This window comes from Actimicrobium sp. CCI2.3 (assembly GCF_035019065.1).
Classification (GTDB): Bacteria; Pseudomonadota; Gammaproteobacteria; order Burkholderiales; family Burkholderiaceae_D; genus Actimicrobium.
The window spans coordinates 185,692-208,880 of sequence record NZ_JASJWR010000002.1; the positions used below are offsets into that span (position 1 = coordinate 185,692).

Consider the following 23,189-nt stretch of genomic DNA (forward strand, 5'->3'; position numbering starts at 1 on the left):
TTGCGCTTATCTTCGTCAGGTCAGTCATCGTCGCGCGGTCGCACGGCCGACTCTTCCACAAGGATTGCATGGACGCTTTTTTACTCACGTATTTACTCACGTATGGCGTCGACTGGCTCAATTTGCTGGTGCGCTGGCTGCACCTGGTGACCGGCATCGCCTGGATCGGGGCCTCGTTTTATTTCGTCTGGCTCGACAATTCGATTCGCCCGCCATTGCCCGGTTCGGAGCTGGCCAAACGCGGTGTGTCGGGCGAACTGTGGGCCGTCCACGGTGGCGGCTTCTACAATCCGCAAAAATACCTGGTCGCGCCGGCCACCTTGCCGCCTACGCTGCACTGGTTCAAATGGGAAGCGTACTGGACCTGGATCTCGGGATTCTCGCTGCTGACCATCGTGTATTACTTCAATGCGTCAGCGATGATGATCGACCGCTCGGTGGCGGACCTGGCAGTCTGGCAGGCGATCGCGATCGGGCTTGGCACGCTGGTTAGCGGCTGGGTGGTGTACGACTTGCTGTGCCGCTCGCCGCTGGGCCAGCGCGATGGGCTACTGGGGATCGTGCTGTACATGCTGATCGTGGCGGCGGCCTTCGTGCTGTCAACGTTGCTGAGCGGGCGGGCGGCTTACATTCATGTCGGCGCGATGCTCGGCACTATCATGGTTGGTAACGTGTTGATGGTCATCATGCCGGGTCAGCGCAAGATGGTTGCAGCGATGCAGGCCGGGCAAGTGCCCGAGGCGATCCACGGTCAGCGTGCCAAGCAACGCAGCGTGCATAACAATTACTTCACCTTGCCGGTGCTGTTCATCATGATCAGCAACCACTACGCGATGACGTACAGTCACACCGCCAACTGGCTGGTGCTGGCGGCGATCATGGCGGCTGGTGTGCTGATCCGGCACTTCTTCAATTTGCGTCACAAGGGCCGGATTGTCTGGGGCTATCCGGTGGCGGGCGTGGCAATCCTGATGGCGGTGGCGGTGGCCATTGCGCCGACACCGGTGGCGCGCACCGGCGCGTCAGTCGACTTCAAGCAAGTGCAGGCGATCATCGACCAGCGCTGCGTCGCGTGCCATGCGGCGCAACCGACCCAGCCGGGTTTTGCGGCGGCACCGCTGGGTGTGCAACTGCAGACGTCGACGCTGATCCATCAGCATGCGGCGCGGATTTACCAGCAAGTCGTGCAGCTGCGGGCCATGCCAATCGGGAACCTGACCGGCATTACCGAGGACGAGCGGGCGTTGATCGGGAAGTGGTATGTGGCGGGTGCGCGTTGATGGTGATGGATGGTTTTCGGCACGCGTTGTGGTTGCGGGGCAGGTCAGTCTTGGCGACGATTAGCGGTGCATTCGGTGCACACCAAATGAAAGCCGCAGCGTGGGCACGCAGGATGCCGGGCGCATCACTCCGGCAAAAGGCCGTCGGTGTGCAATCGTGCCATCCACGCCTGTTCGACAAAGCTGTCCGTGACGCCGTAGTGCCCATGACTGACACGCATCAGCAGGTTGGCCGAAGTCATCATGCCGATCACGCTTTGCACCTCCTGGGCAGTGATTTCCCGGCCGATTTGCGCCGAGTACTCACTCAACGTGTCGGCAGTAAATCCGCCCCTGACGTTTCCTCCAATATGACAAAAACGGGAAAAGATGGCCGCGGCAAGCGGACCCAGTGCTTCTATTTTTTGTAGTTCGACATCGGCTGCAGCGGCACCAAGAGACTCGGCTATCGTTGGCAAGTGCTCGTCGGCATCGGCTCCCGGAGGCAATCCGCGCAAGATACTGAGTGCCTTCATTAATTCTTCGGGACGACTCCCCATTCTTTTGAATGCGGCTTCAGTGACAGGTATCGACGGGACCTTGGTGGCTAGCTGTGGCGCGACCTGTTGCAGTACGTATTCAATAAAGTCGCGCCCGAGCACCGGAAAATCATGCGTTACCGCACCGTTGAAGGCCTGGTTACCCTTGATGGAGAGTTCCTGGACGCGCGCGCGATGCGAGCCGGTTCCGACGAAGAGAAAATAGCCGGGTGTGTCCGGTCGCGTATTGATCGCATCACATGTTGCTTTCAGTGCGTGGAGCATGCTGTCACCGTCTGCACTGCCTAACGCTTGCTGGACCTCGTCAACGATGAGCACCACATCTGTTTGAGCTTGTTCAATTAACTCCGTGAACGCATGAGCAAGACTGACGCCCCCCTCCTTGCCGACGTCTGCGAGCTTGAATCCGAATTTGAAGCCCGCGGCACCGGCGTCAATACTGGTCACCCGTTTTAATTTCTGGAGTACACCCGAGCCGGGAGTTTGCAGCGCATCGAGCGACTTGCGGATGGCATCGTGGACCAAATCTGCAGGATTGGCTTGTGGTTGGCTCCACAAGTCGACATAGATGACGATCGCGCCGCACTCCTCCAAAGCAGGAATCAGGTCGCTGGCAAGGAAGGTCGTCTTGCCGACCCGTCGCTGGCCGGAAAGAAATAATCCGGAGCGCAGTGAGGTGTCGAGAAAGGAAGGCCGAAGTAGTTGCTGGGCCATTTCCTGAGCGAGGGCAGTGCGGCGAAAAGTCATGATTTATGAAATTTTATGGGATGGCGATAATTATCGGGTTTCCATAAAATTCTGTAAAGCCGTTCTAATGATGACGAATGCACCGCCGCAGCGGGAGTTGGCCGACATGGTTGTCCGTGCTTGGCGATGGTAGCCAGGGCATTCGGTGCAATGCCCTGCGGTTATTGCACCCTACGCGATCGAGTTCTTTGATTGCGGAACCAGTTTTTTTTACGTAGGGTGCAATGCCCTGCGGTTATTGCACCCTACGCGATCGCGTTTTCTTTGATTGCGGAACCAGTTTTTTACGTAGGGTGCAATAACCGAAGGGCATTGCACCGCATACCTGAGCGCTACGAGGAGCGTCAGTTCATCGGCGTTGTAGTCTGCACCAGCCACAGGCCGGCCAGATCCGCTGCGCCGTCGGTCCCCTTGACGGCCTTGAAGGCCTTGGCCGCCAGGTCTTTCTTGCCGGCGCTGGCGTAAGCCACACCGAGGTGCAGGCGCGCATCGTCCAGACGTTTCAGGTTGCCTTTCTTGATGCCGTCTTCCATCAGTGCCAAGCCCTTGTCGGCCTGTCCGGCGGCGACCAGCGCAAAGCCGACATTGACCATCTCCGTGCCATCCTTGCTGGTTATGGCGGCAGTTTCGGCAGCGGCGAAGCCGGCGGTTTCTGCAGCGGCATTCCTGTTGGCCAGGTCCAGCAAGCGCTTCTGACGCGGTGCTTCGGCACCGACGCCGAGAATGCCCGCCTTGAATCCCATGTCGGCGATTTTTTTGCCTTCAGCGGCGTAGCCGGCCTGTAGCGCCAGTTGCGACATTTCCATGTAGTCACCCGCCGTTTTCAGCAAGCCACCGGCCAGACGCAAACGGAAGACATCCAGCGTAAAGCGATCCGAAAAGCCTTTCTTGCTGGCCAGTCGATTGACCAGTTCTGCCCAGTACTGTTTTTTCGGATACGCGCGCACCAGCTTTTCCATTGCCTGCACATACGCAGCACTGTCGTTCTGTTTGAGCGTGGTACTGACCAGCAACTGGTAGGTTTCTTCGGCGGGCGTGCGGCCGGCTTTTTCATCGGCGGCAATCGTCGATTGCAATTCTTTTTGGGCCTTGGCGAAGTCGTTATTGAGGAAGTAGGTTTGTGCCAGCAAGCCGCGCACTTGCGGATCGGTACCGCCTTCCTTGATGTAGCGCTGAATCCAGACCTGCGAATTGGCATAGTCCTGGGCGCGGTAATACAGGATGGCCAGCGCTTGCATCAGCTTGAGGTTGTCGGCAGCGGGCATTTTGCCGGAATTGATCGCGGCTTCGTACGACTTGGCGGCCGTGGCATTATCGCCGGCACCTTGCGCCGCGGCTCCGCGCATGCGGTCCAGCGTCAGTTGTTCGGCCGGATTTTTTGCGCCGATGCGGTCGGCTTCACGCACCTTGGCAAGCGCTTCCTTGTAGCGCTGTGCGCGCATCATGTCCTGGGCTTGCTGCAAGGGTTTGCCGAGTTCGGCACGAAGACCTTCTTGTGCGTGTGAGAGTGGCGTGAAGCCAATGGCGGCGAGCAAGACGGCAACGCAGGTGACGCGAGTGAGGCGAAATCGGGACATGGTGAAACCTTTCTGACGGGCCAAGCAAAAACGGCAGAGGAAGACCCCTGCCGTGTCATCAACGGATGTGTTGCCGGTTATTGCAGGAACTGCTCATTGCCAACCATGCCGATCTTGGTCACGCCAAGTCGCTGTGCCGATGCCATCACGGCGGCAACCGATTTGTACGGTACCAGCTTATTCGGACGCAGGTGCACTTCCGGCTGGGTCGGCGTGTTGGCGACAACCCGCAATTTTGATTCCAGCGTGGCACGGTCCGGTACTACCACACCATCCCACAACACGGTACCGTCAAAGTCAACATCGACGGTAACCACCACCGGCGGTGCCGTCGGCGGGGGCGGCGTGCCGGATGGCATGTTCAGGTTGATCGCATGATTCTGGATCGGAATCGTGATGATCAGCATGATGATCAATACCAGCATGACGTCGATCAATGGCGTCATGTTCATTTCGATCATCGGCTCGTCATCACCGCCGCTTGATCCCATATTCATTCCCATCGCTTACTCCTCGTTGGCGGATTGGTCGGTTAGCTGCGTGGTGGCGGTTCGGTAATGAACCCCACCTTGACGATGCCGGCCCGCTGTGCCGTCAGGATCACCTTGCCGATGTACTCGTAACGGGTGTTCTGGTCACCGCGGATATGCAGCTCCGGTTGCGGTGTCATGACCGCAATCACTTTCAGGCGTGCCAGCAGCGCATTGGTATCGGCCACCGGCTGCTCGTTCCAGAACATGTCGCCATCCTTGTTGACCGCCAAGTTGATGTTCTCTGGCTTGGTCTTGTACGGGAAGTTGACTTCGGACGGCAGTTTCACCGCCACGGTATGCGTTACCACTGGAATCGTGATCAGGAAAATGATCAGCAGGACCAACATGACGTCCACCAGTGGCGTCGTGTTGATCGTGGCGATCACCTCGTCTTCATCACTATCCGAAGAGCCGAGATTCATCGCCATTGATTAGCCTTTTTTGCTTGCAGTTGACATCACGCCCGACAGCAGGACCGAATGCAGGTCGGAGCTGAAGGTACGGACATTTTCCATGGCGGTCTTGTTACGACGGACCAGAAAGTTATAACCCAGAACGGCTGGTACGGCGACGCCCAGACCGATGGCCGTCATGATCAGCGCTTCGCCAACCGGACCGGCCACTTTGTCGATCGATGCCTGACCAGCGATACCGATGGCGGTCAGGGCGTTATAGATACCCCAGACGGTGCCGAACAGACCAACGAATGGCGCGGTCGAACCGACGGTGGCGAGCAAGGCCAGGCCATCTTGCAGGCGACTCTGGACTTTTTCAACAGCGCGCTGGATCGACATCGTGACCCAGGTATTGAGGTCGATGTGTTCCAGTAATGCGCCTTCCTTGTGCTCGATCGACTTGATGCCGGTTTCGGCGATGAAGCGGAACGGACTGCCTTCTTTCAGTGACAGGGTACCGGCATCGACGCTCTTGGCATCCCAGAATTTCTTGCCGGCTTCGGCAGCCTGACCACCCAGTTTGACCTGGTCGATCAGCTTGGTGATGATGACGTACCAGCTGCTCATCGACATCAACACCAGAATCACCAGCGTGCCACGGGCGACGAAGTCACCACCTTTCCAGAGAGCGTCAAGGCCGTAGGGATTTTCGACTTTTTCCGTAACCGGTGCGACCGAAGCGGTGGCGGTACCAGCGGCAGGATCAGCCATCGGCGCAGCAGTCGGCGCGGCTGGCTCAGTGCTGGCCTGGGCCAGCATGATAGGCGTTGATTCAGCGGCAAGCGCTGTTTGTGGTGTCAGCAGTACGGCTGCAGAAGTGACAGAGATCAGTAGCGCTGCAGCAAAAGCAGACAAACGGGATGATAAAAACATGCTTTCTCCAATATGAATAAACGGGTACATCGTTTTAATGTGATCCAACCAGACTGCAGCGATTGGCAGAGCTTTATTCGGCGTTACTAATTATCGAGCTTCCACACATATTCCACCGAGAACGTGGATTGCACAGCTTTCCCATCCTGCGTACCCGGATTGAACTTGCACCGGCTCAGACCAGCAACGGCAGCGCGATCCAGATTGCGCGAACCGCTGGTTTTCTTGACTTTGGCATCGAGCATCTGACCGGTCGGACTCACCGTGAATTCGACCCGGGTAACGCCGGTTTCTTCGGCGATCAGAGAAGCACGCGGATAGTCGGGTTTGCAGCTATTCAAATCGTTGATGCCTGCCACGACGACCGGCGGCCCAGCGGGTGCCGTCGATGGTGCCGGTGCGGCAGCGACCGGTGCGCTCGGTGCTGGCATGACCGGATTGTCCGGTTTGACGTTCGACACGGCCGTAATTGTATTGACGGGCGGTGGCGGCGTATTGATCTGAATCTCTGGCGGCGGAATAAACGGTGGTGGCGGTGCAACCATTTTTGGCGGTGGCGGCGGCGGTGGCAAATTGGGTGGTGGTGGCGGCGGCTTGATCTCTTCGATCAGCTTGGTTTCCACTGGCTGGGTGATGACTTCGACGGCCTTGCGGGCCAGCCCCGAAACCAGCGCGTACACGATAAACAAGTGCAGAAGTATGACAGCCGCGAGACCGCCAAATTTTTTCGCGGGGTTACGTTCTTTCTGCGAGAAATCCATGCCTTAACTCCTCCATTACCAATACATTTTTTTTCATCTCGAAACCCGGTAGGGTTGCATTCTGATCCAGAGGCCGCAGGCATCGTGCAGTCTGGCCAAGGCGTGGATTATACATAGCTGCGTTCTGGTAGCAATAAAAATATAAACCCAATTTAATCAAGGAGATAGCGATGTTTCTGGAAGTTGCATGGCACTTGCATAAACCAGATTTTTTCTTTTGAACATTTATTTCAGTACATTATTTCGTGAAACAGAGTTCTCAGCCGTGCAGACGGGTGCGATGCCATCGGAAAGCGAATTTTACGTGCTGGTCGATGCGGGTTGTCGCCCGGTAGTGTGATGGCTAGCCCGGCGACTATCGGGATGGCCGGCAGGCCTTGCTACGATTTTTTTAAGACTTTTTTCTTATCCTGCATAGCGTGACGCTCCGGAAAGTCCCGTCTTGCTACCGCATCATCGGTGCCGCATCGTCCAGATGCTTTCTTGCGACCGTCTTGAAGTCATCCGAAACCCGCTCATCCGCAAGTACGGCGATCCAGAACTGGTTGGCCAGCATTGCCGCGCGCGGTAGCTGTCGCAGATCGAGCTTGTTCATTGCGTCGAGAAAGAGTCGTCGTCGATCAACCCCGAGTGGGCGCGCGATCATCATCTTGGTGAGAGGTGTTTGCTATGCCACTGCTTTAAGGGTGTGACAGATACAACAGATGCGACATATACTGCACTATGTTCGTAACTATTAATGGAGTCGGCATGGAAACCATTGTTCATCTCAGTGATGACAAAGAAGATCGCGCCCTGGAGGATATTTTCATCAAGGTCCGTCGACTGTTGTCCAGCACGAATCACGCTGACATTGCCACACTCGACACCGATGAAGTTGCCGAAAAATTGGCGTCCGTATTCGTGATCGAGGGCAAAAAACAGCCCGTGAATAAAGGCCTCACCAAGGAGCGTTTGGCTGAGGCCAAGAAGAAGGTCGACAACTATTTTGAGTCGCTTAATTCGGATGCCCCTGTTGAAGATACCGGTCTTAGCCCGAATGAAGCTGCCGAATTATTGCGAATGTCGCGTGGCACGCTCAATAAAATGCTGGCAGATGGTTCATTGAATTTCAGGACTTGGTCAGTCGGCAGTAACAAGCGGATATCTAAAAACGATGTCACCACATATTGGGACGGATTGATGCGCAAACTCGACCCAATTAAAGCTGAACTGGTGGAAGAGGCCCGCAAAGCCGGGATGTACGAAAAGTACAGCAGCAGTACGAATGCGCAAAAAACAAAGAGCCCTGATTGATGGAGCGCGTTTTTGTTGATGCAAATATTTTATTTTCAATCATTTTGCGAGATCTGTTTATCGAACTCGTTCGAGCTGGTGCCATCGAAGTTATTTGGTCTGAGGATGTGCAAATTGAATGGGCTCGCAGTGCTGTATCGAACGGAAATCTAAAGCCATTGAGTCAAACATCCGTGGATCGTCAGAACGACTGCATGAACAAGATGCTGCCAGACGCTTATCTACCGAGATCGCGTTATGAGCATCTGATCGAAAGCATCACTGGGCTGAACGATCAAGATGATCGTCATGTTGTCGCAGCTGCGATTATTGGCAATGCAAGCATTCTCTCCTCCAATGACAAAAAAGCTGGATTTAATAAAGTTCTTGGGCAATACGGGATCACGCTTTTTACGCCCGATGATTTCATGATCTATTTGATCAACGATTTAGACATGATTGATTTAGTCACCAAGGCGATCAAGCGGCAACGATCGGATTACACGCGACCGCTTATCTCTGCGCTTGATCTGGTCGATGCTTTTTCAAAAAACGGACTCGTCGAATTCGCAAAGATCATGCATTCCCAGGCCAAATACTTATAACCGAGGCAATAGTTTGTCGAAGAAAACAGCGAAAGAACTGATCGATTAGTGCGATTTCACGACGCCGATGCCTGCTGATCAGGTGGAGTTTGACAACGCCTCTAGCGTTGGCTCATAAAATCTCTAAATGAAATCAGCATGGCAACCTTTGCCTACGGCCGAGTAAGCACTAAAAAACAGAACGCCGATAATCAAGGGCTGGAAATTGAGAGCGCTGGTCATGTCATTGATGACTGGTTCGCTGACGCCATCAGCGGTAACGCAAGCCCCATCCAGCTACCTCAGTTCGCGCCCCGGCTCGGTCAGATTCGCAATGGAGAGACGTTGCTGGTATCCAAACTCGATCGCTTCGGCGCGACGCCCAAGATTCTTATCCTGCATAGCGTGACGCCCCGGAAAGTCCCGTCTTGCTACCGCATCATCGGTGCCGCATCGTCCAGATGCTTTCTTGCGACCGTCTTGAAGTCATCCGAAACCCGCTCATCCGCAAGCACGGCCATCCAGAACTGGTTGGCCAGCATTGCCGCGCGCGGTAGTTGCCGCAGATCGAGCTTGTCCAGTGCGTCCAGAGACAGTCGGCGATCAACCACTTCCCCTTGGGTGTTTGGCCGATACAACATCGGTAGCATGTCGTAGCAGGGCAGTAAGGAAAACTGCTGCCCGGTATTCCATCGCAGTGAGAGATTTCCGTGATGTCTGTCCGTATTGCCGATGAGTGCACCGTACAGGTCCAGCAGCTGGATGACGTCGAGATCGGATGCGGTTAATTGGCGCTGGTTGCACAGCAGATTTGCCACGTACGACCACGATTTATCGAGGGCACCCGTTTTTCCTGCAAGGCTAGCCAATGACAGCATCGGCAATCGACCTTGCAGTCCTTGCCGGTCAAATCGGGTGGATTCAAGAAATACCCGATTTTGCGAGATCAGGATATCGGACTTTGCAGCGGCAATACCGTTGAGTGCCAGCGTTGTGAGCGCATGGTGTTCGGCAAGCAGGAGGTCTCCCCATCGTCGCCCGCCTGGCGTGTCGATTCCCGCTGAAAATTTGACGAGGACATGACGGCCTGGCTGGTCCGCTTCGTCGCATGAAATCGTGGCGAGGAATTTGGGCTGCTCACCGCCGGCGGAAGACCCGGCCACATCCCCTTGCAAGGCGCGCTCGGCAAGCTCCGGGTAGCGCTGAGATCGATCGGTTTCGGTCATGACGTCCCGGACCCCCTTCGCATGATCCTGGCGGTAACGACGGTAGGATTCACTGCCGACGAGTAGATCGCCCATGCTGTTTTCGCCGCGGCGCGCGAGGTAATACAGCACATCATCGTCGCTCCACTTCAGCACATCCGGGGGCAGATCCAGATCGGCATTTTCTTTCGGTACGGTTCGCCCCAAAAAACCTTGTGGTCGCAGATCCTGAAGAAAGGTGGGTAATCCTTCGCACGGGGTAATTACCGCGCTGCCGTTCAATTGGATCGCATGCCAGTGTCCGGCGAGGACGATCAAGTTGCAGAAATGCTGAGTGGTACCCGTTGCATCGATGCGATAGACCGGCAAGGTACTTCCCAGGTCACGCACAGGTCGAGTCAGTCCGTACCTGGTCGACCGTGCAGCGCCCAGCACGCAGATGTCATTGCCTGCTGCCGGCCAGAGCCGTGAAAACGTCGACTGGCTGATACCCAGTCCGGATGACAGGGTTTTCGCGTCGGCCGGCTGGCGTGACAGGAGTCGGCGAAGCATCGTTATTTGGTCGTCTTTTTTGATTTTTTCCAACCATTATGAATAGATAAAAAAAGGTCTTCGCCATAGCAGACGAAGACCTTATTGGACCACAAATGAATTGATTTTGAATAGATATTATCGGGTTGCCGGAGACAACGCGACAGGGTCGGTGACGGCCGTTTCCGTGCCTTTCGCAAGACACAGCGCGTACCGAACCGCCAAATGAAAAAGCCCGGGAACAAGTCCCGGGCCAAGGTGTTGCTGGTGTCAGGTTCCTGCCGTTGCTGGCCGGGTTGCTGACTTTATGTGTTGATTTATGCGTTGAACGACATCAGAACTTGTACTTGACGCCGACGTTCAGGTAACGGCCAAGCGCGCCGCTGTAGTCCAGCGGGTTGTAGGACTGTGCACCGTAGGTCAGTGGATCGAGTGGTGGCAGTTTGTCGAACAGGTTCTGGACGGTGCCGAAGATTTCCACGTTCTTGCTGGCCAACCAGCGGAAGGTCATGTCAATGGTCGTGAAGGACGCCAGTTTGCAGCCGTTAGGTGCATCGGTGCCATCAGCAAAGGTGCTTGCGCAACCGGCCGGGTCGTTCTTGAACAGCTTGTTGTCGAGCTTGCCGCGGTAGTTGACGATGGTCGAGACACGAATTGCATCACGTTCCCAGGTCGCACCGAGGTTGACGCGATCCGATGGGGTGCCCATGCAGTTGCTGACATCGCAGTTGCCATGCGTACCGGCGAAGTCATACTCGGAGCCGTCTTTTTCCTTGCGCAGGAATTTGAACAGATGGGTCCATTTGGCATCCAGCGTGACCTTGCCATAGCCGGAACCCAACTCGAATCCTTGACGGAGGTCGAGGTCAGCGCCCTGAACGGTGGTTGATGCCGAGTTGACGTATTTGGCAAGAACCGCCGTGATGGCACCCGGGTCACCGGCAATCGCCGTGGCAGTCGATGGATCCCGTGAAACCTGACCGGCAGCAACCGCAGCGGAACTTTGCTCCTGGTTGATTTCGTTCTTCCGCTTGATCTGGAAAAAGTCCAGCGACATGCTGGTCTTAGGCAATGGATCCCAGACGAAGCCGAGGGTCGTGCTCTCGGATTTTTCAGGCTGCAGGTCTTTGTTCGGTGAGGTGATCACGGCGACACTACCTAACGAGCAAGCCGTTGTCACGCCCAGTGCGCAACGGGCTGGATCGGCGACGCTCGAGAAGGCAGCCAGGCCACCTTCGCCGTTTTCAGCAGCGCTCGGAGCGCGGAAGCCACGAGCCACGGTGCCGCGGATCGCAAATTCCTTGACCGGAGTCCACTTCGCGCCGATTTTTGGCGTGAAGGCGTTACCGACATCGGAGTAGCGGTCAGCGCGCACAGCAGCCGACAATTCGACCGTTTTGAGCACGGGAGCCAGGACTTCGGCATACAGGGCACCGACATTGCGGCTGCCTTTGTAGGCTGAATAACCCAACCCGATCACGTCACCGACTTCGGTGCCGCTTGATGGATCAAGTCGGGTGGACTCATGACGGAATTCGCCGCCAACAGCCAGGCCAATCGCACCACCGCTTAACTTGCCCAGTTCACGTGAAGCCTTGAAGTCGATTTGCGAGACGGAGGTCTTGGCATCGTTACTCACGAGTGGTGACAGTGCACCGTAGAGAGCAGCCGAATTAAGGCCGGCGTTTTCACCGATGCGCCAGTAGCTGCCAGCCGGCAATGCCGCATACGCCGCGCTTCGGGCACGAGCAGCAGCAACGTTGGCAGGCGTCGGGTTGAGCAGCGCAAAAGTTGCTGCACGTGCCAGATAGCCGGTGCGCTCACTCGTCACCTTGTTTTCCGAATACAGGAAAGCGGTGTCAAAGTCCCATGCGCCTTGCGTGCCTCTCAGGCCGGCTACCAGGCGAGTGAAGGTCGAATCAATTGTGCTTTCGCGCGGACCCACATCGGCCGCGAGGTAGCGCAACCGTGCTGCGGTACCGAAGTACGGGTTGTCCGGATGATTGGCACCAAGGGCAACACCGGCATTGCTAACCGCACCACCCGGATAGCCGACGCTGCTGCTGACACCCGATGGGGTCGATGACGACTTTGACTCGCTCTTGTAAAGGTTGTACTCGACGTATGCCTGCAAGTCTGGATTGATCTGGCGTGTGCCGCGACCAAAGAAATTGAAGGTTTCCTGCTTCGGTTGAATCTGGTTGTAATCCTGTGCCGCATCGGTCAGGCAGCCGCCGCCTGGATCGCCTTGCGGATGGGTTGTGAAGTTACCGCAGTTGGCACCCGGAAACAGGCGTGTGAAACCGGTACCGGCAAGATTGCCGCGACTGTAATAGTCATTGGTGACCGGATTGCGGACATTGCCGTTGACCGAACTGCCTGCGGCATTGTTGCCGGTGATCGCACCGGCGCCGCTCAAGCCTTCTTGCGCACTGAAGCCATAACCGCGCAAGTCTGATTTGCCGACTTGACGACGATCGGTGCGATCGCGGTAATACGCTTCGCCCTTGTTGCCGTATTCAAAGTTCAGCAAGACATTGTATTTGTCGGTGTCGATGTCACCGAAGCCGTGAGTAATCGTGGCGCGGACATCCTTGCCATCGCTGTAGCCGGACGACTGGCCATAGCTAACCTTGCCCGTAGTGCCTTTGTAATCCTTGCGCAGAATGACGTTGACCACACCGGCAATGGCATCGGAACCGTAAATGGCCGATGCGCCGTCTTTCAGGATTTCAACCCGCTCAACGGCTTCGAGTGGAATCAGGTTCAAGTCGGCAAACACTTTCTGGCCATCATCGGCTAGACCGTATGGCGCAACGCGTCGGCCATTGACCAGCACCAGCGTTGATGCGGTACCAAGACCACGCAGCGAGATACCCGACGCGCCGGCCGCAAAGCCGTTACCGAAGGAAGTCGGAACCGAGCCCTGGTTATCGACAGCGAGCGATTGCAGCAACTCGGCAACACTGGCCTTGCCGGATTTTTCGATATCGGTACGGCTCAGTACCTGGACCGCGGAGGCAGTTTCTGCCTGTGCCCGACGGATGTTCGAACCTGTCACTTCGACGCGTTGTGTGGCAGCGGCTTCTTGTGCCAGGGCGGGCATGGCGATCATGCCCAGTCCCATGACGACACTGCCTGAAAACATCAGGCGCATCGATCGCGACAATACGGTTTCCTTCATCATTGCCAAACTCCTTCGGGGGGTAGTATTTTTTAACAACCGATTTTTATTCGCTGGCTATTGCCGGCTCTACAAACAATTCATTTATAGAATTGATTTTGTGAAAGCATGGTTCCATTTGAAACGCGACCGTGTCAGTACAAATCTTTTAGTGACCGATGGTTGTAGCCCAATAAAACAACGTTGGTTTGCAGCTGCAAAAGTCGTCTTGGGGTACCTGGTGACCGTGTTCCCGACAGCGATTCGGTGCGCTTGTACGGTCATTGCCGCGAAAATCTGCATTTTGTATATCAGAAGACAGATTGCCATCGCGATACTCTTACGCGGCGAATTTTATGTCGGTCGAATCGCGGCGGTGTGGACCGTTATCTTGTGCGGAGCAGCATCGAAATATATTTTTTACTTGGCAGGAATGTGGGTGTACTTCCGGGTAATGCAGAGCTGTGGGAGGGGTTGTTTGTGCAAGGGGTGGGGAACTGTCGGATCAGCGGGATGCTTTTCGGCTTGTAAACAAAAAAACGCCGGTAAGTTACCCGGCGCTGGCGTTACTGCATTTCCCCGAATCTGCCCCGCACTGATGTCGGGTGATCCTTGTTTTATTTCCCTGATGCTCAACTTGGCGCACGGCAGTTGCCTGCCGTGCGCTGTCGTGATTATTGCTTGTGATCAGAACTTGTAGTTGGCGCTCACATAACCGGTTGCGCCATGTGCGTCGTAATACGTTGGATCAAAGCCGGTCTGGAAGTAGTTTCCAAGGCCGATGATTTGCGGTGGCGCACGGTTAAACAAGTTTTTGACGCCGGTACGCAAGGTCAGATTTTTGACGCCGGTGTAAGCACCCTGCAAATCCCAGGTGGAAAACGCGCCTACGTGTTGTGCATCCGTTCCGGTATCCGAATCGGCCCGGGCGGCATCCTTGTAACCGGACTGGAAGTTCTGGGTGACGCCGAGTGCGTAGTCGTGGAATTTCCAGTCAAAGGTCAACTGATGCTTCCAGCGGAAAATGATGCCGCCGGCAGATACGGCATTGAGTGCGTTGCCGTTGGCATCAATCGTGGCAGCGATACTTGGCTGGATGGTGCCATCCGGCAGTTTCTCGTCGAATTTAGTGAGGTAGGTGCCGTTCAGGTGGGTACTGAAGGTACCGTAGTTCACAGTTTTGGCGATCAACCAGCGCAGATCAACGTCAATACCCTGGGTTTTCAGGCTACCGGCATTGAGGTTGGTGCTTTGGATATTGGTGATGTTGCCAGCGCTGTCGCGTTGTACCAGACCCGTGTACGTTGCATTACCAGTAGCGGCCTGGGCAACGATGAACTGGGGTGCCAGCGTGGTTACCAGATCCTTGACGCCAATACGCCAGTAATCCACCTGAATCGATACGCCTTGTACCGGATCAAGAACAAAGCCAACCGACGCTTGCTCGGATTTCTCCGGCTTGAGGTTGGGATTGCCGCCGGTGGTGATGTTGAACTGGTTGTTGACCTTGGTGACCGGGTCGACAAACGTGGCACTGGTGCCGTAAGTTTGCGGGCTGTTCAGCTCCGGCAGCGACGGCTCACGGAAGCCTTTGCCATACGATGCCCGGAACAACATTTGCGTCAGTGGCTGGAAGCGGAAGCTGATCTTCGGATTCGTTGCCGTGGCCGTCGGGAATTTGTCGGTACGTACCGCGAGGTCAACATCCAGATTTTTCAGGATCGGGACATTAAGTTCGCCGAAAATGGCTGACGAATTGCGCGACGCCGACAGGGGCAGCGCCTGGCCGCCATAACCGGAGACGTCACCGGCTTGGTAGGCGGCGCTCGGATTGAGGTTCAGGTGCTCGTTGACCAGGGCGGCACCAGCGGCGAAGCGCATCATTCCGGCAGGCAGGGCAGTGAGATCACCCGACACGCGGCCATTGAGCGCATCGTTGGTCAGCACGGAATTGATGATCTGGCCGTTGTAATTGGTCCCGTAGATTTGCGCAGCCAAGGCAGGGGACTGGTTACGAAGATACGGATTGAATGCATCGTTTCCGCTCAACAGTTTGACCAGCTGGATCTGATTCTGGAATCCCTGCTTGGTGGACTCGGTAACGTCACTGGAATTGTGGTTGTAGGCGATGTCGAAATCGTAGCCTTTGAACGTGCCACGTGCACCCATTACCAAATGCGACTGATCGGCAACGTCTTCCCGAACGCGACCGCCGCCATCAAAGGCGCGATAGCTGACCGTGACCGGCTTACCAGCAGCCGAAGGCTTGTTGGCGGCAATAAATGCTGCCGGATAAGCCGGATTGCTCGGATTGAGGATGATCGCCGGATACACATTCTGTGAGGCGAACAAGGGATCCGGTGCCAGGAACGAGACGCTGTACGGTGACGCTTGTGCATTGACATGCGTGAGCTGATGCGAATGAAATCCTTCGGCAAAGAGTTCCGTGTTGTCATCGAGTTTGAAGCGGAAACTACCTGCCAGATTGGCGCGGGTCACTTGCGGCATCAAGTCAGCAAACGGTGCAAAGTTGAAGCGGCAGGTACCAATGTTGGCATCGTAAGCACTGCCGTTCGTGGCGCAGTTGGCAGGGGACAGGGCATTACCGATACCTGAGCCTTGTGAGGCCAGCGTTCTTGGAATCACATTGACCGAGTTGGGGGTGGTGGTTGGCACAAAAGTGCGTAATGCGCCGCTTGGCGTGGCGCTTTGATCGCGCATGCCGTCATTCGTAAAGGCATCGCGTGCATAGCTGCGTTGCGCGCCAGTCACTGCCGAGTCCTTGGCCACATCGGCCGACAGGGTCACGTTGTAGCGATCTTTCTCATAGTCACCGAAGCCGACCAGGATGCTGGCTTTCTGGGTGGCACCGCCACCGTCTTTGGTACCGCTGGTGTAGCCGCTCAGTTCCGTGCCCTGGAAATTCTGTCGCAGGATAAAGTTGATCACGCCACCGATGGCATCGGAACCGTAGACGCCTGACGCGCCGTCTTTCAGGATTTCAACATGGTCGACTGCTGCCAACGGGATGGAATTGACATCGACCGATGCGCCGTCCGTCGCGTAATTGGCGAGTCGGCGGCCATTGACCAGTACCAGCGTTTTGCTTGATCCGAGGCCACGCAGGCTGGCGGTCGATTCGCCATACGTGGTAGAGCCGACACCTTGGGCGCTGTTGCTCGCACCGACGGCAGAAATGGCGGTGACCGAAGTCAGCAATTGTTCGACCGACGTGACGCCAAGTTTTTGAATGTCTTCGCGCGTCACGGTTTGCACTTGCAGCGAACCTTCTGCCTGTGCCCGCTTGATTGACGATCCTGTCACTTCCACGCGCTGGGAGCTCGACGCTTCCTGCGCTTGGGCTGCGGTCGTCAAGCCCAGACCCAGCACCACTCCACCTGCAAACATCACACGTATTGATCGTGAGATCACGGTTTCCATCATCATTGCCACACTCCTTGGGGGATTGGTCCATCACTGGTTAAAGGCGATCTGCTGTCGCCTGATACGCAATTTCCTGAGGAAATTAACGGTGGAACGATGGAACCATTCCGCCATGGAAGATGTCAATTAGCAACTAAAGTGGTATGTTCCATATTGCAACGTCCAGTGTGCCGATGGAATGTGAAATTGAAGTGGCGATAATGCTCGGTTGAACGTGGGGGTACTGCTAGGTTGTATGGCGAACAGCAAAAAAGGCTAAATTTTATAAATCAATTTCGACTTGTTGGTTACGATAGCTAAAAGCACCTGGATGGTCGGCTCTTAGTGTGGTTTAGTGGTAGCAATGTTTCTTGTGCGCAGCACCATGGAAATATATTTTTCGCACCCCCGAATCGTGCTCAGTTACGTTAAGGTGTCGTCCTTTTACGTCTCGGCCACATGTCGGGTCGTAACGGTCCAATGATCAATCGGGCCATCCGGTTCAGGCGTGCTATCCGGCATGGTCAGGGCAGGCCCGCATGGCGGCAGCGTCTAAAGGATGTCGATCGATGTGGAAATTTGTAGCGCAAGCGTGCGTCTCATTGTTGCTGGTTGCTGGTCCCGCCCGTGCCGTCAGTCCGGCCGATCCCGAGAAAGTCATTCACTTTGCCATTCCGGCTGCTGATGATGGTTTCGATATGGTCCGCACGCCGAACTATTACTCTGGCGTGATCGCCGAATCCATCTATGAAACGCTGCTCACCTACGATTACCTGGCCAGTCCCGCCAAGCTCGTTCCCAAAGTCGCCGAGGCGATGCCCGAGGTGTCCGACGGCGGCAAGACCTATACTTTTCATCTTAAGAAAGGGATCTTTTTCACTGACGACCCTGCCTTCAAAGGCAAGCCGCGTGAACTGACTGCGCAAGACTTTGCCTACTCGTTTCGCCGCCTGCTCGATCCGGCCAATCGCTCGCCGTCGGCCGGTTTCCTGCAAGGCAAAATCGTCGGCATGGATGCCGTTGTCGCTGCCGCCAAAAAAAGCGGCAAGTTTGATTACGATGCGCCCGTCACCGGCTTGCAAACGCCGGACCGCTACACCTTGCAGATAAGCCTGAACGCACCCGACTACAACTTTCCGTACGTGATCGCCTATGTCGCGCTGGCCGGCAGTGCGCGCGAAGTCATTGATGCGTACGGCTTGCAAAGCGGCCAGCATCCGGTCGGCACCGGTGCCTACATGCTGGAGCGCTACGTCCCGCGCAGCAAGATCATCCTGGTCGCCAATCCGGGCTATCGCGGCTCGATCTGGAATTTCGAGCCTTCATCGGACCCGATGGATCAGCAAATCGTGCGCGACATGAAGGGCAAGAAAATGCCGCAGGTCGGTCGCATCGAAGTCAGCGTGATCGAAGAAGAGCAAGCGCGCTGGCTGGCGTTTCAGGACAAGCAGATCGACATCGACTGGGTCCCGCAACTGGCCGCGCGCACTGTGCTTGATGGCACCAAGCTCAAGCCCGAATTCGTCGCGCAAAAAATCCGCCTGCAACGCTTCATCGAACCCGCCATTACCTATACCTTTTTCAACATGCATGACCCCATCGTCGGCGGCTATTCGGATGAAAAAAATGCGCTGCGCCGGGCCATCGCGATGTCCTATAACAATGACGACGACGTGACCCTCATTCGTCACGGTCAAGCGATTAATGCCGAGATGATCATCCCGCCGGGCGTGGTCGGTTACGACCCGAACTACCGCAGTAGCATTGGCTACGATCCGGTACTGGCCAACAAACTGCTCGACCATTTCGGCTACAAGCGCGGTCCGGATGGCTATCGCACGCTGCCCGATGGCAAACCGCTGAAGCTGAAAATCAACCGCGAAGCATCGGTGATTTATCAGGAGCTTGCCGAGCTCTGGAAGCGCGGACTCGACGAGATCGGCATTCGTGCCGAACACCCGGTCAGCAACTTTGCCGACAACCTGAAAGCCGCGACCAAGTGCGAGCTGATGATGTGGGGCGGGGCCTGGAGTGTTGACTATCCGGACGGCGAAAACTTCCTGCAACTGCTGTACGGACCGAATGCGCATCAGGGAAATAACGGCTGCTACGAGTCGCCCGCTTATGATGCGTTATTTAAAAAAGCCATCACGTTGCCGCCGGGTGCCGAGCGCACTGCGTTGTATCTCCAGATGAACCGGCAGATGGAAGCCGACACGGCCTGGAAGCTGGGCGTCATGCGTGTGCGCAACTGGGTCAGTCGGCCGTGGGTGCTGGGTTTCAAGAAGCATCCGTTGCTGCACACTGGTTGGGAATATATCGACGTCGACAAGCGACTGGCGGATGAGGGGCGCTGATTGCGGGCGCACCGCTCACGGTGCGCTGCATTGCGACGACTCACCTTACTCTGACATGCTGGAAAACACATGACTTCACTCTGGTTACGCACTCTCTTAGTTGTGGTTTCTGCCGCGCTGTTGCCGCTGGCCTCCCACGCGGCCGGATCGGCCGATCCTGGCAAGGTCTTGCGCTACGTATTCGTGGCCGCCGAAACCGGTTTTGATCCGGCCATCGGCCGCGACCTGTATTCGGCCAAGGTCGTGCAATCGGTCTTTGAAGCCCTGTACACCTACGACTATCTGGCCCGTCCCGCCAAGCTGATTCCGCTGACCGCTGACGGCATGCCGGAAGTCACCGACGAAGGCAAGACCTACACGATTCGCCTGAAGAAGGGCATCACCTTTTATCCCGACGCCGCGTTCAACGGCAAGAGGCGCGAACTGACGATGGCCGACTACGTATATTCGTATCGCCGCCTGTTCGACCCGAAACTGGCGTCGCCGCATACCTGGCTGTTCGAGGGCAAAGTCATCGGCCTCGATGACCTCGCCAAAGAAGCCAAGAAGACCGGCAAGTTCGATTACGACAGCCCGATTGCCGGCTTCGAGATTCTCGATCCCTACACGCTGCGTATCCACCTGACCCAGCCCGACTTCAATCTCGGCATGATCCTGGCGCACGAACCGACCAGCGCCGTGGCACGTGAAGTGATCGAAAAATACCGCGACACGTCCGGACAAGTCATGGCCAATCCGGTCGGCACGGGTCCGTATCATCTGACCGAGTGGGTGCGTTCGTCGCGCATGGTGCTCGAAGCCAGCCCCGAATATCGCGGTTTGATCTGGGACTTCAAGGCCGGTAGCGATCCCGAAGACCAGGCCATCGTCGCCAAGCTGAAAGGCAAGCGGATGCCGCAGATCGGTCGCGTCGAGATCGCCGTGATGATCGAGGACCAGTCGCGCCTGCTGGCCTTCCAGAATGATGAAATCGACCTGTTCGAGCTGCAGGGACCGCTGGCGCCGCAACTGCTCAGTGGCGGCAAACTGAAACCCGAGTTTGCCAAAAAAGGGTATCAGCTATCGCGCATCGTCGATCCCGAATCGAGCTACTACTACTGGAACATGCAGGACCCGGTGCTGGGCGGATTCGAGAAACACAAGATCGCCTTGCGTCGCGCCATTGCGATGGCGCATAACGTGGAAGAAGAAATCCGGCTGGTCTGGAACGGTGAAGCCGTCGCGCTGCAATATCCGATTCCCCCCGGTGTGGTCGGCCACGACCCGTCGTACAAAAGCTCGATCCAGTACGACCCGGTCGCGGCCAATGCACTGCTCGACAAGTTCGGCTACAAGAAAGGCGGCGATGGCTACCGCAACCTGCCCAGCGGCAAACCGTTCACGATCCGCTATTCGGCCCGTAACGACACCAACGGCCAGCAGCAATCCGAGATGTGGAAAAAGACCTACGACTCGATCGCCATCCGCATGACCGGCGATGTGCGTCCGTTCCCGGATTTGCTGAAAGCCGAAAAGTCCTGCCAGCTGCAAACCCGCACCTCGCCATGGATTGCCGACTATCCCGATGGTGACAATTTCATGCAGTTGTACTACGGCCCGAACACCGGCCAGAACAACAATGGCTGCGCCAAAATCCCGGCCTACGACGAGCTCTACCGCGCCTCGCAAAAGCTGGCCGATGGTCCCGAGCGCGACCTGATTTATCACAAGATGACCCGCATCATGGAGCTGTACTCGGCCCAGCGACTCGGCTATGCGCGCTACCGCAACATGGTGTCGCAACCGCGCGTGATCGGCTACAAGAAGCATCCGATCCTGCATGCCGAGTGGATGTACTTTGATATCGAGAAAAACAAATGAAGCTGCGTGCCCTGATTTTTCCATTGGTGCTGGTGACGCCGTTTGTGTTCGCCGCTGCCGCCGAGCCAACCCGTCCGCTGATTCCGTTGATTGCGGCCGCACAGGTCGCACCGCTATGCGAGTCCGGCCTGGCCGACCTGCGTCAGCGCGTCGCCGCCATGGTGGCGCTGCCGCCGGAGCGTGCCGGTGATGTGGCGGTCGTGCTCGATACCTGGAACCGCTTGCAGATCGCGTTGCAGGATGTCGAAGGTCCGTTCGATATTCTGAGCAATGTCTCGCCGGACAAGGCGACCCGCAGCGCGATGGAAACCTGTCTGGTCGAACTCAGCCAGTTCGAGACTGACCTGAACCAGAACGCCATCGTCTACGCGCAATTCAAAGGCATCACCCCGCGTGACGCCATCGAAACCAAGTTGCGTCAGGACGTACTCGACCGCTTCGAGGACACCGGTGCCGCCCTCGCGCCGGAAAAGCAGGCACGCCTGAAAGTCATCCTCAAGCAACTTGAAGAACTCGGCCAGACCTTCGCCCGCAACGTGCGCGACAACAGCACGCAGTTGGTCTTCAGCGCACAGGAAGTCATCGGCTTGCCTGTCGATTATCTGGCCCGCGCCAAACGCGACGACAAGGGCAATTACCTGCTCGGTTACGCCACGCCGGAATACCTGCCGTTCATGGAATACGCCGACGATGCCGAGGCCCGCAAGCGCTATCAGGCGGCGTACACCAATCGCGGCACCGTGGCCAACCCGCCGCTGCTCAAGGAAGCGATGGCCTTGCGTCAGGAACTGGCAGGCCTGTTCGGATTGCCGACCTATGCCGATTACGCGATCCGTCGGCGCATGGCAAAAACGCCCGCTGCGGTCTTCACCTTTCTCGATGAAGTCCAGGCCGCCGTCACTGAACTGGAAAAAAAGGAAATCGACGAACTGCGCGCCTTCAAGGCCGAGACTCTGAAGACCGCCTTGGCCGACACCCGCATCGAACGCTGGGACGCCGCTTACTGGCAGCAAAAATTGAAGAAGGCACGCTACAACGTCGACCAGAATGCGCTGCGTGCGTACTTTCCGACCCCGGCTGCGCTTGCCTGGATCATGGATGTGTCATCGCGCTTGTATGGCGTCAGCTTCACCCGCGTTGATGTACCTGTCTGGCATGCCGATGTGCAGTACTACGATGTCTTCGATACCAAATCGGCGCAACGCATCGGTGGCATCTACCTCGATCCATTCCCGCGTGAAGGCAAGTATGGCCACGCCGCCGCCTTCGGTATCCGTGGTGTCAGCACGCTGGCACAGCGCACGCCGGTGTCGGTATTGGTGACCAATTTCAACCGTACCGGACTGTCGAGCGACGAGCTCGAAACCATGGTCCATGAATTCGGCCACGTGCTGCATGGCGTGCTGTCGCAGACCCGTTACGTGTCGCAGGCCGGTACTCGTGTCGAGCGCGATTTTGTCGAAGCGCCGTCGCAGATGTATGAAGAGTGGGCGCGTCGCAAGGAGTCGCTCGTATCGCTGGCCAACTTCTGCAGCCCAGCCTGTCCGGTGGTCGATGATGCGATGCTCACGCGCCTGACGGCCGCGCATAATTTCGGTCGCGGCCTGCGCTACGGTCGGCAGTTGCTGTATGCGCGCTATGACATGAATGTCTACTCAGTGACCCCCGCCTTAAAGTCCGCTGATCCTCTGGAAATCTGGAACACGATGGAAGCCGCGACCCCGCTCGGTCATGTCGCCGGCACCGAATTCCCCGGCCAGTTCGGCCACATCATGGGCGGCTATTCAGCCGGCTATTACGGCTACATGTGGTCCGAAGTGCTGGCGCTCGACATGCTGTCAGCCTACAAGGACAAGCTGATGGACCCGGCGGTCGGCCAGCGGTATCGCCAGACCATCCTGTCGCGTGGCGGTGAACTGCGCGGTGCCGAGATGGTGCGCGCATTCCTCGGACGTGCACCGGACAGCAAGGCATTTTTCGACGAAATTTCCGGCCAGCGGCTGCACTGAGAGGATACAAGCACACC

17 protein-coding genes and 1 pseudogene are annotated in these 23,189 nt (G+C 56.7%); 8 read left to right on the forward strand and 10 right to left on the reverse strand.

What is annotated here, in order from left to right:
* The first annotated feature begins 68 nt into the window (after positions 1 to 68).
* On the forward strand, positions 69 to 1,280 hold the full coding sequence (locus tag QN370_RS02160; protein ID WP_322128836.1) for a urate hydroxylase PuuD: 1,212 nt from the start codon (positions 69 to 71) through the stop codon (positions 1,278 to 1,280).
* Between the two features lie 125 nt (positions 1,281 to 1,405).
* Here the strand turns inward: QN370_RS02160 and QN370_RS02165 are convergent, their stop codons facing one another.
* The 7 genes from QN370_RS02165 to QN370_RS02195 form a co-directional block, all read right to left on the reverse strand.
* Entirely contained in the window at positions 1,406 to 2,566 is a 1,161-nt protein-coding gene (locus tag QN370_RS02165) for an AAA family ATPase (RefSeq protein ID WP_322128835.1), read from the reverse strand.
* 344 nt (positions 2,567 to 2,910) lie between these two features.
* Positions 2,911 to 4,143, reverse strand: a complete 1,233-nt coding sequence (locus QN370_RS02170; protein WP_322128834.1) for a hypothetical protein — start codon at positions 4,141 to 4,143, stop codon at positions 2,911 to 2,913.
* Positions 4,144 to 4,220: 77 nt separating this feature from the next.
* Positions 4,221 to 4,646, reverse strand: a complete 426-nt coding sequence (locus QN370_RS02175) for an ExbD/TolR family protein (protein WP_322128833.1) — start codon at positions 4,644 to 4,646, stop codon at positions 4,221 to 4,223.
* 29 nt (positions 4,647 to 4,675) lie between these two features.
* Positions 4,676 to 5,104, reverse strand: coding sequence for a biopolymer transporter ExbD (locus tag QN370_RS02180; RefSeq protein WP_322128832.1), 429 nt, complete (start codon positions 5,102 to 5,104; stop codon positions 4,676 to 4,678).
* 3 nt (positions 5,105 to 5,107) lie between these two features.
* Complete coding sequence (locus QN370_RS02185) at positions 5,108 to 6,004, reverse strand: MotA/TolQ/ExbB proton channel family protein (protein ID WP_322128831.1); 897 nt, start codon at positions 6,002 to 6,004, stop codon at positions 5,108 to 5,110.
* A gap of 86 nt (positions 6,005 to 6,090) precedes the next feature.
* Positions 6,091 to 6,765, reverse strand: a complete 675-nt coding sequence (locus QN370_RS02190) for an energy transducer TonB (protein ID WP_322128830.1) — start codon at positions 6,763 to 6,765, stop codon at positions 6,091 to 6,093.
* A gap of 445 nt (positions 6,766 to 7,210) precedes the next feature.
* Positions 7,211 to 7,414 (reverse strand): hypothetical protein, encoded by a 204-nt coding sequence (locus QN370_RS02195; protein ID WP_322128829.1) that lies wholly within the window; start codon positions 7,412 to 7,414, stop codon positions 7,211 to 7,213.
* A 101-nt stretch (positions 7,415 to 7,515) separates the two neighbouring features.
* Between QN370_RS02195 and QN370_RS02200 the strand changes: the two genes are divergently transcribed.
* From QN370_RS02200 to QN370_RS02210, 3 genes and pseudogenes are all read left to right on the forward strand, one after another.
* Positions 7,516 to 8,061, forward strand: coding sequence for an excisionase family DNA-binding protein (locus QN370_RS02200; RefSeq protein ID WP_322128828.1), 546 nt, complete (start codon positions 7,516 to 7,518; stop codon positions 8,059 to 8,061).
* The gene (locus QN370_RS02205) at positions 8,061 to 8,645 is read left to right on the forward strand and encodes a PIN domain-containing protein (protein WP_322128827.1); all 585 of its coding nucleotides are present in this window, start codon (positions 8,061 to 8,063) and stop codon (positions 8,643 to 8,645) included. Before QN370_RS02200 ends, QN370_RS02205 begins: the two co-directional genes overlap by 1 nt.
* A gap of 138 nt (positions 8,646 to 8,783) precedes the next feature.
* Positions 8,784 to 8,990, forward strand: a pseudogene (locus QN370_RS02210) (recombinase family protein); the annotation flags it as partial.
* A gap of 65 nt (positions 8,991 to 9,055) precedes the next feature.
* Here the strand turns inward: QN370_RS02210 and yjjJ are convergent.
* The gene (gene yjjJ, locus QN370_RS02215; RefSeq protein WP_322128826.1) at positions 9,056 to 10,381 is read right to left on the reverse strand and encodes a type II toxin-antitoxin system HipA family toxin YjjJ; all 1,326 of its coding nucleotides are present in this window, start codon (positions 10,379 to 10,381) and stop codon (positions 9,056 to 9,058) included.
* A 313-nt stretch (positions 10,382 to 10,694) separates the two neighbouring features.
* Positions 10,695 to 13,529 carry a TonB-dependent receptor gene (locus QN370_RS02220; protein ID WP_322128825.1) on the reverse strand — a complete coding sequence of 945 codons (2,835 nt, stop codon included), beginning with the start codon at positions 13,527 to 13,529 and terminating at the stop codon, positions 10,695 to 10,697.
* Between QN370_RS02220 and QN370_RS02225 the strand changes: the two genes are divergently transcribed.
* Positions 13,486 to 14,223: a hypothetical protein gene (locus QN370_RS02225; RefSeq protein ID WP_322128824.1), complete on the forward strand. Its 738-nt coding sequence runs from the start codon at positions 13,486 to 13,488 to the stop codon at positions 14,221 to 14,223. The two genes, QN370_RS02220 and QN370_RS02225, sit on opposite strands and share 44 nt — an antisense overlap.
* Here QN370_RS02225 and QN370_RS02230 read toward each other — a convergent pair.
* The gene (locus QN370_RS02230; protein WP_322128823.1) at positions 14,211 to 16,970 is read right to left on the reverse strand and encodes a TonB-dependent receptor; all 2,760 of its coding nucleotides are present in this window, start codon (positions 16,968 to 16,970) and stop codon (positions 14,211 to 14,213) included. The genes QN370_RS02225 and QN370_RS02230 overlap by 13 nt on opposite strands.
* Positions 16,971 to 17,515: 545 nt before the next feature.
* Here QN370_RS02230 and QN370_RS02235 point away from each other — a divergent pair.
* From QN370_RS02235 to QN370_RS02245, 3 genes are all read left to right on the forward strand, one after another.
* Positions 17,516 to 19,303 carry an ABC transporter substrate-binding protein gene (locus tag QN370_RS02235; RefSeq protein ID WP_322128822.1) on the forward strand — a complete coding sequence of 596 codons (1,788 nt, stop codon included), beginning with the start codon at positions 17,516 to 17,518 and terminating at the stop codon, positions 19,301 to 19,303.
* Between the two features lie 69 nt (positions 19,304 to 19,372).
* Positions 19,373 to 21,163 carry an ABC transporter substrate-binding protein gene (locus QN370_RS02240; protein ID WP_322128821.1) on the forward strand — a complete coding sequence of 597 codons (1,791 nt, stop codon included), beginning with the start codon at positions 19,373 to 19,375 and terminating at the stop codon, positions 21,161 to 21,163.
* Positions 21,160 to 23,172, forward strand: coding sequence for a M3 family metallopeptidase (locus tag QN370_RS02245; protein WP_322128820.1), 2,013 nt, complete (start codon positions 21,160 to 21,162; stop codon positions 23,170 to 23,172). Before QN370_RS02240 ends, QN370_RS02245 begins: the two co-directional genes overlap by 4 nt.
* Positions 23,173 to 23,189 lie beyond the last annotated feature (17 nt).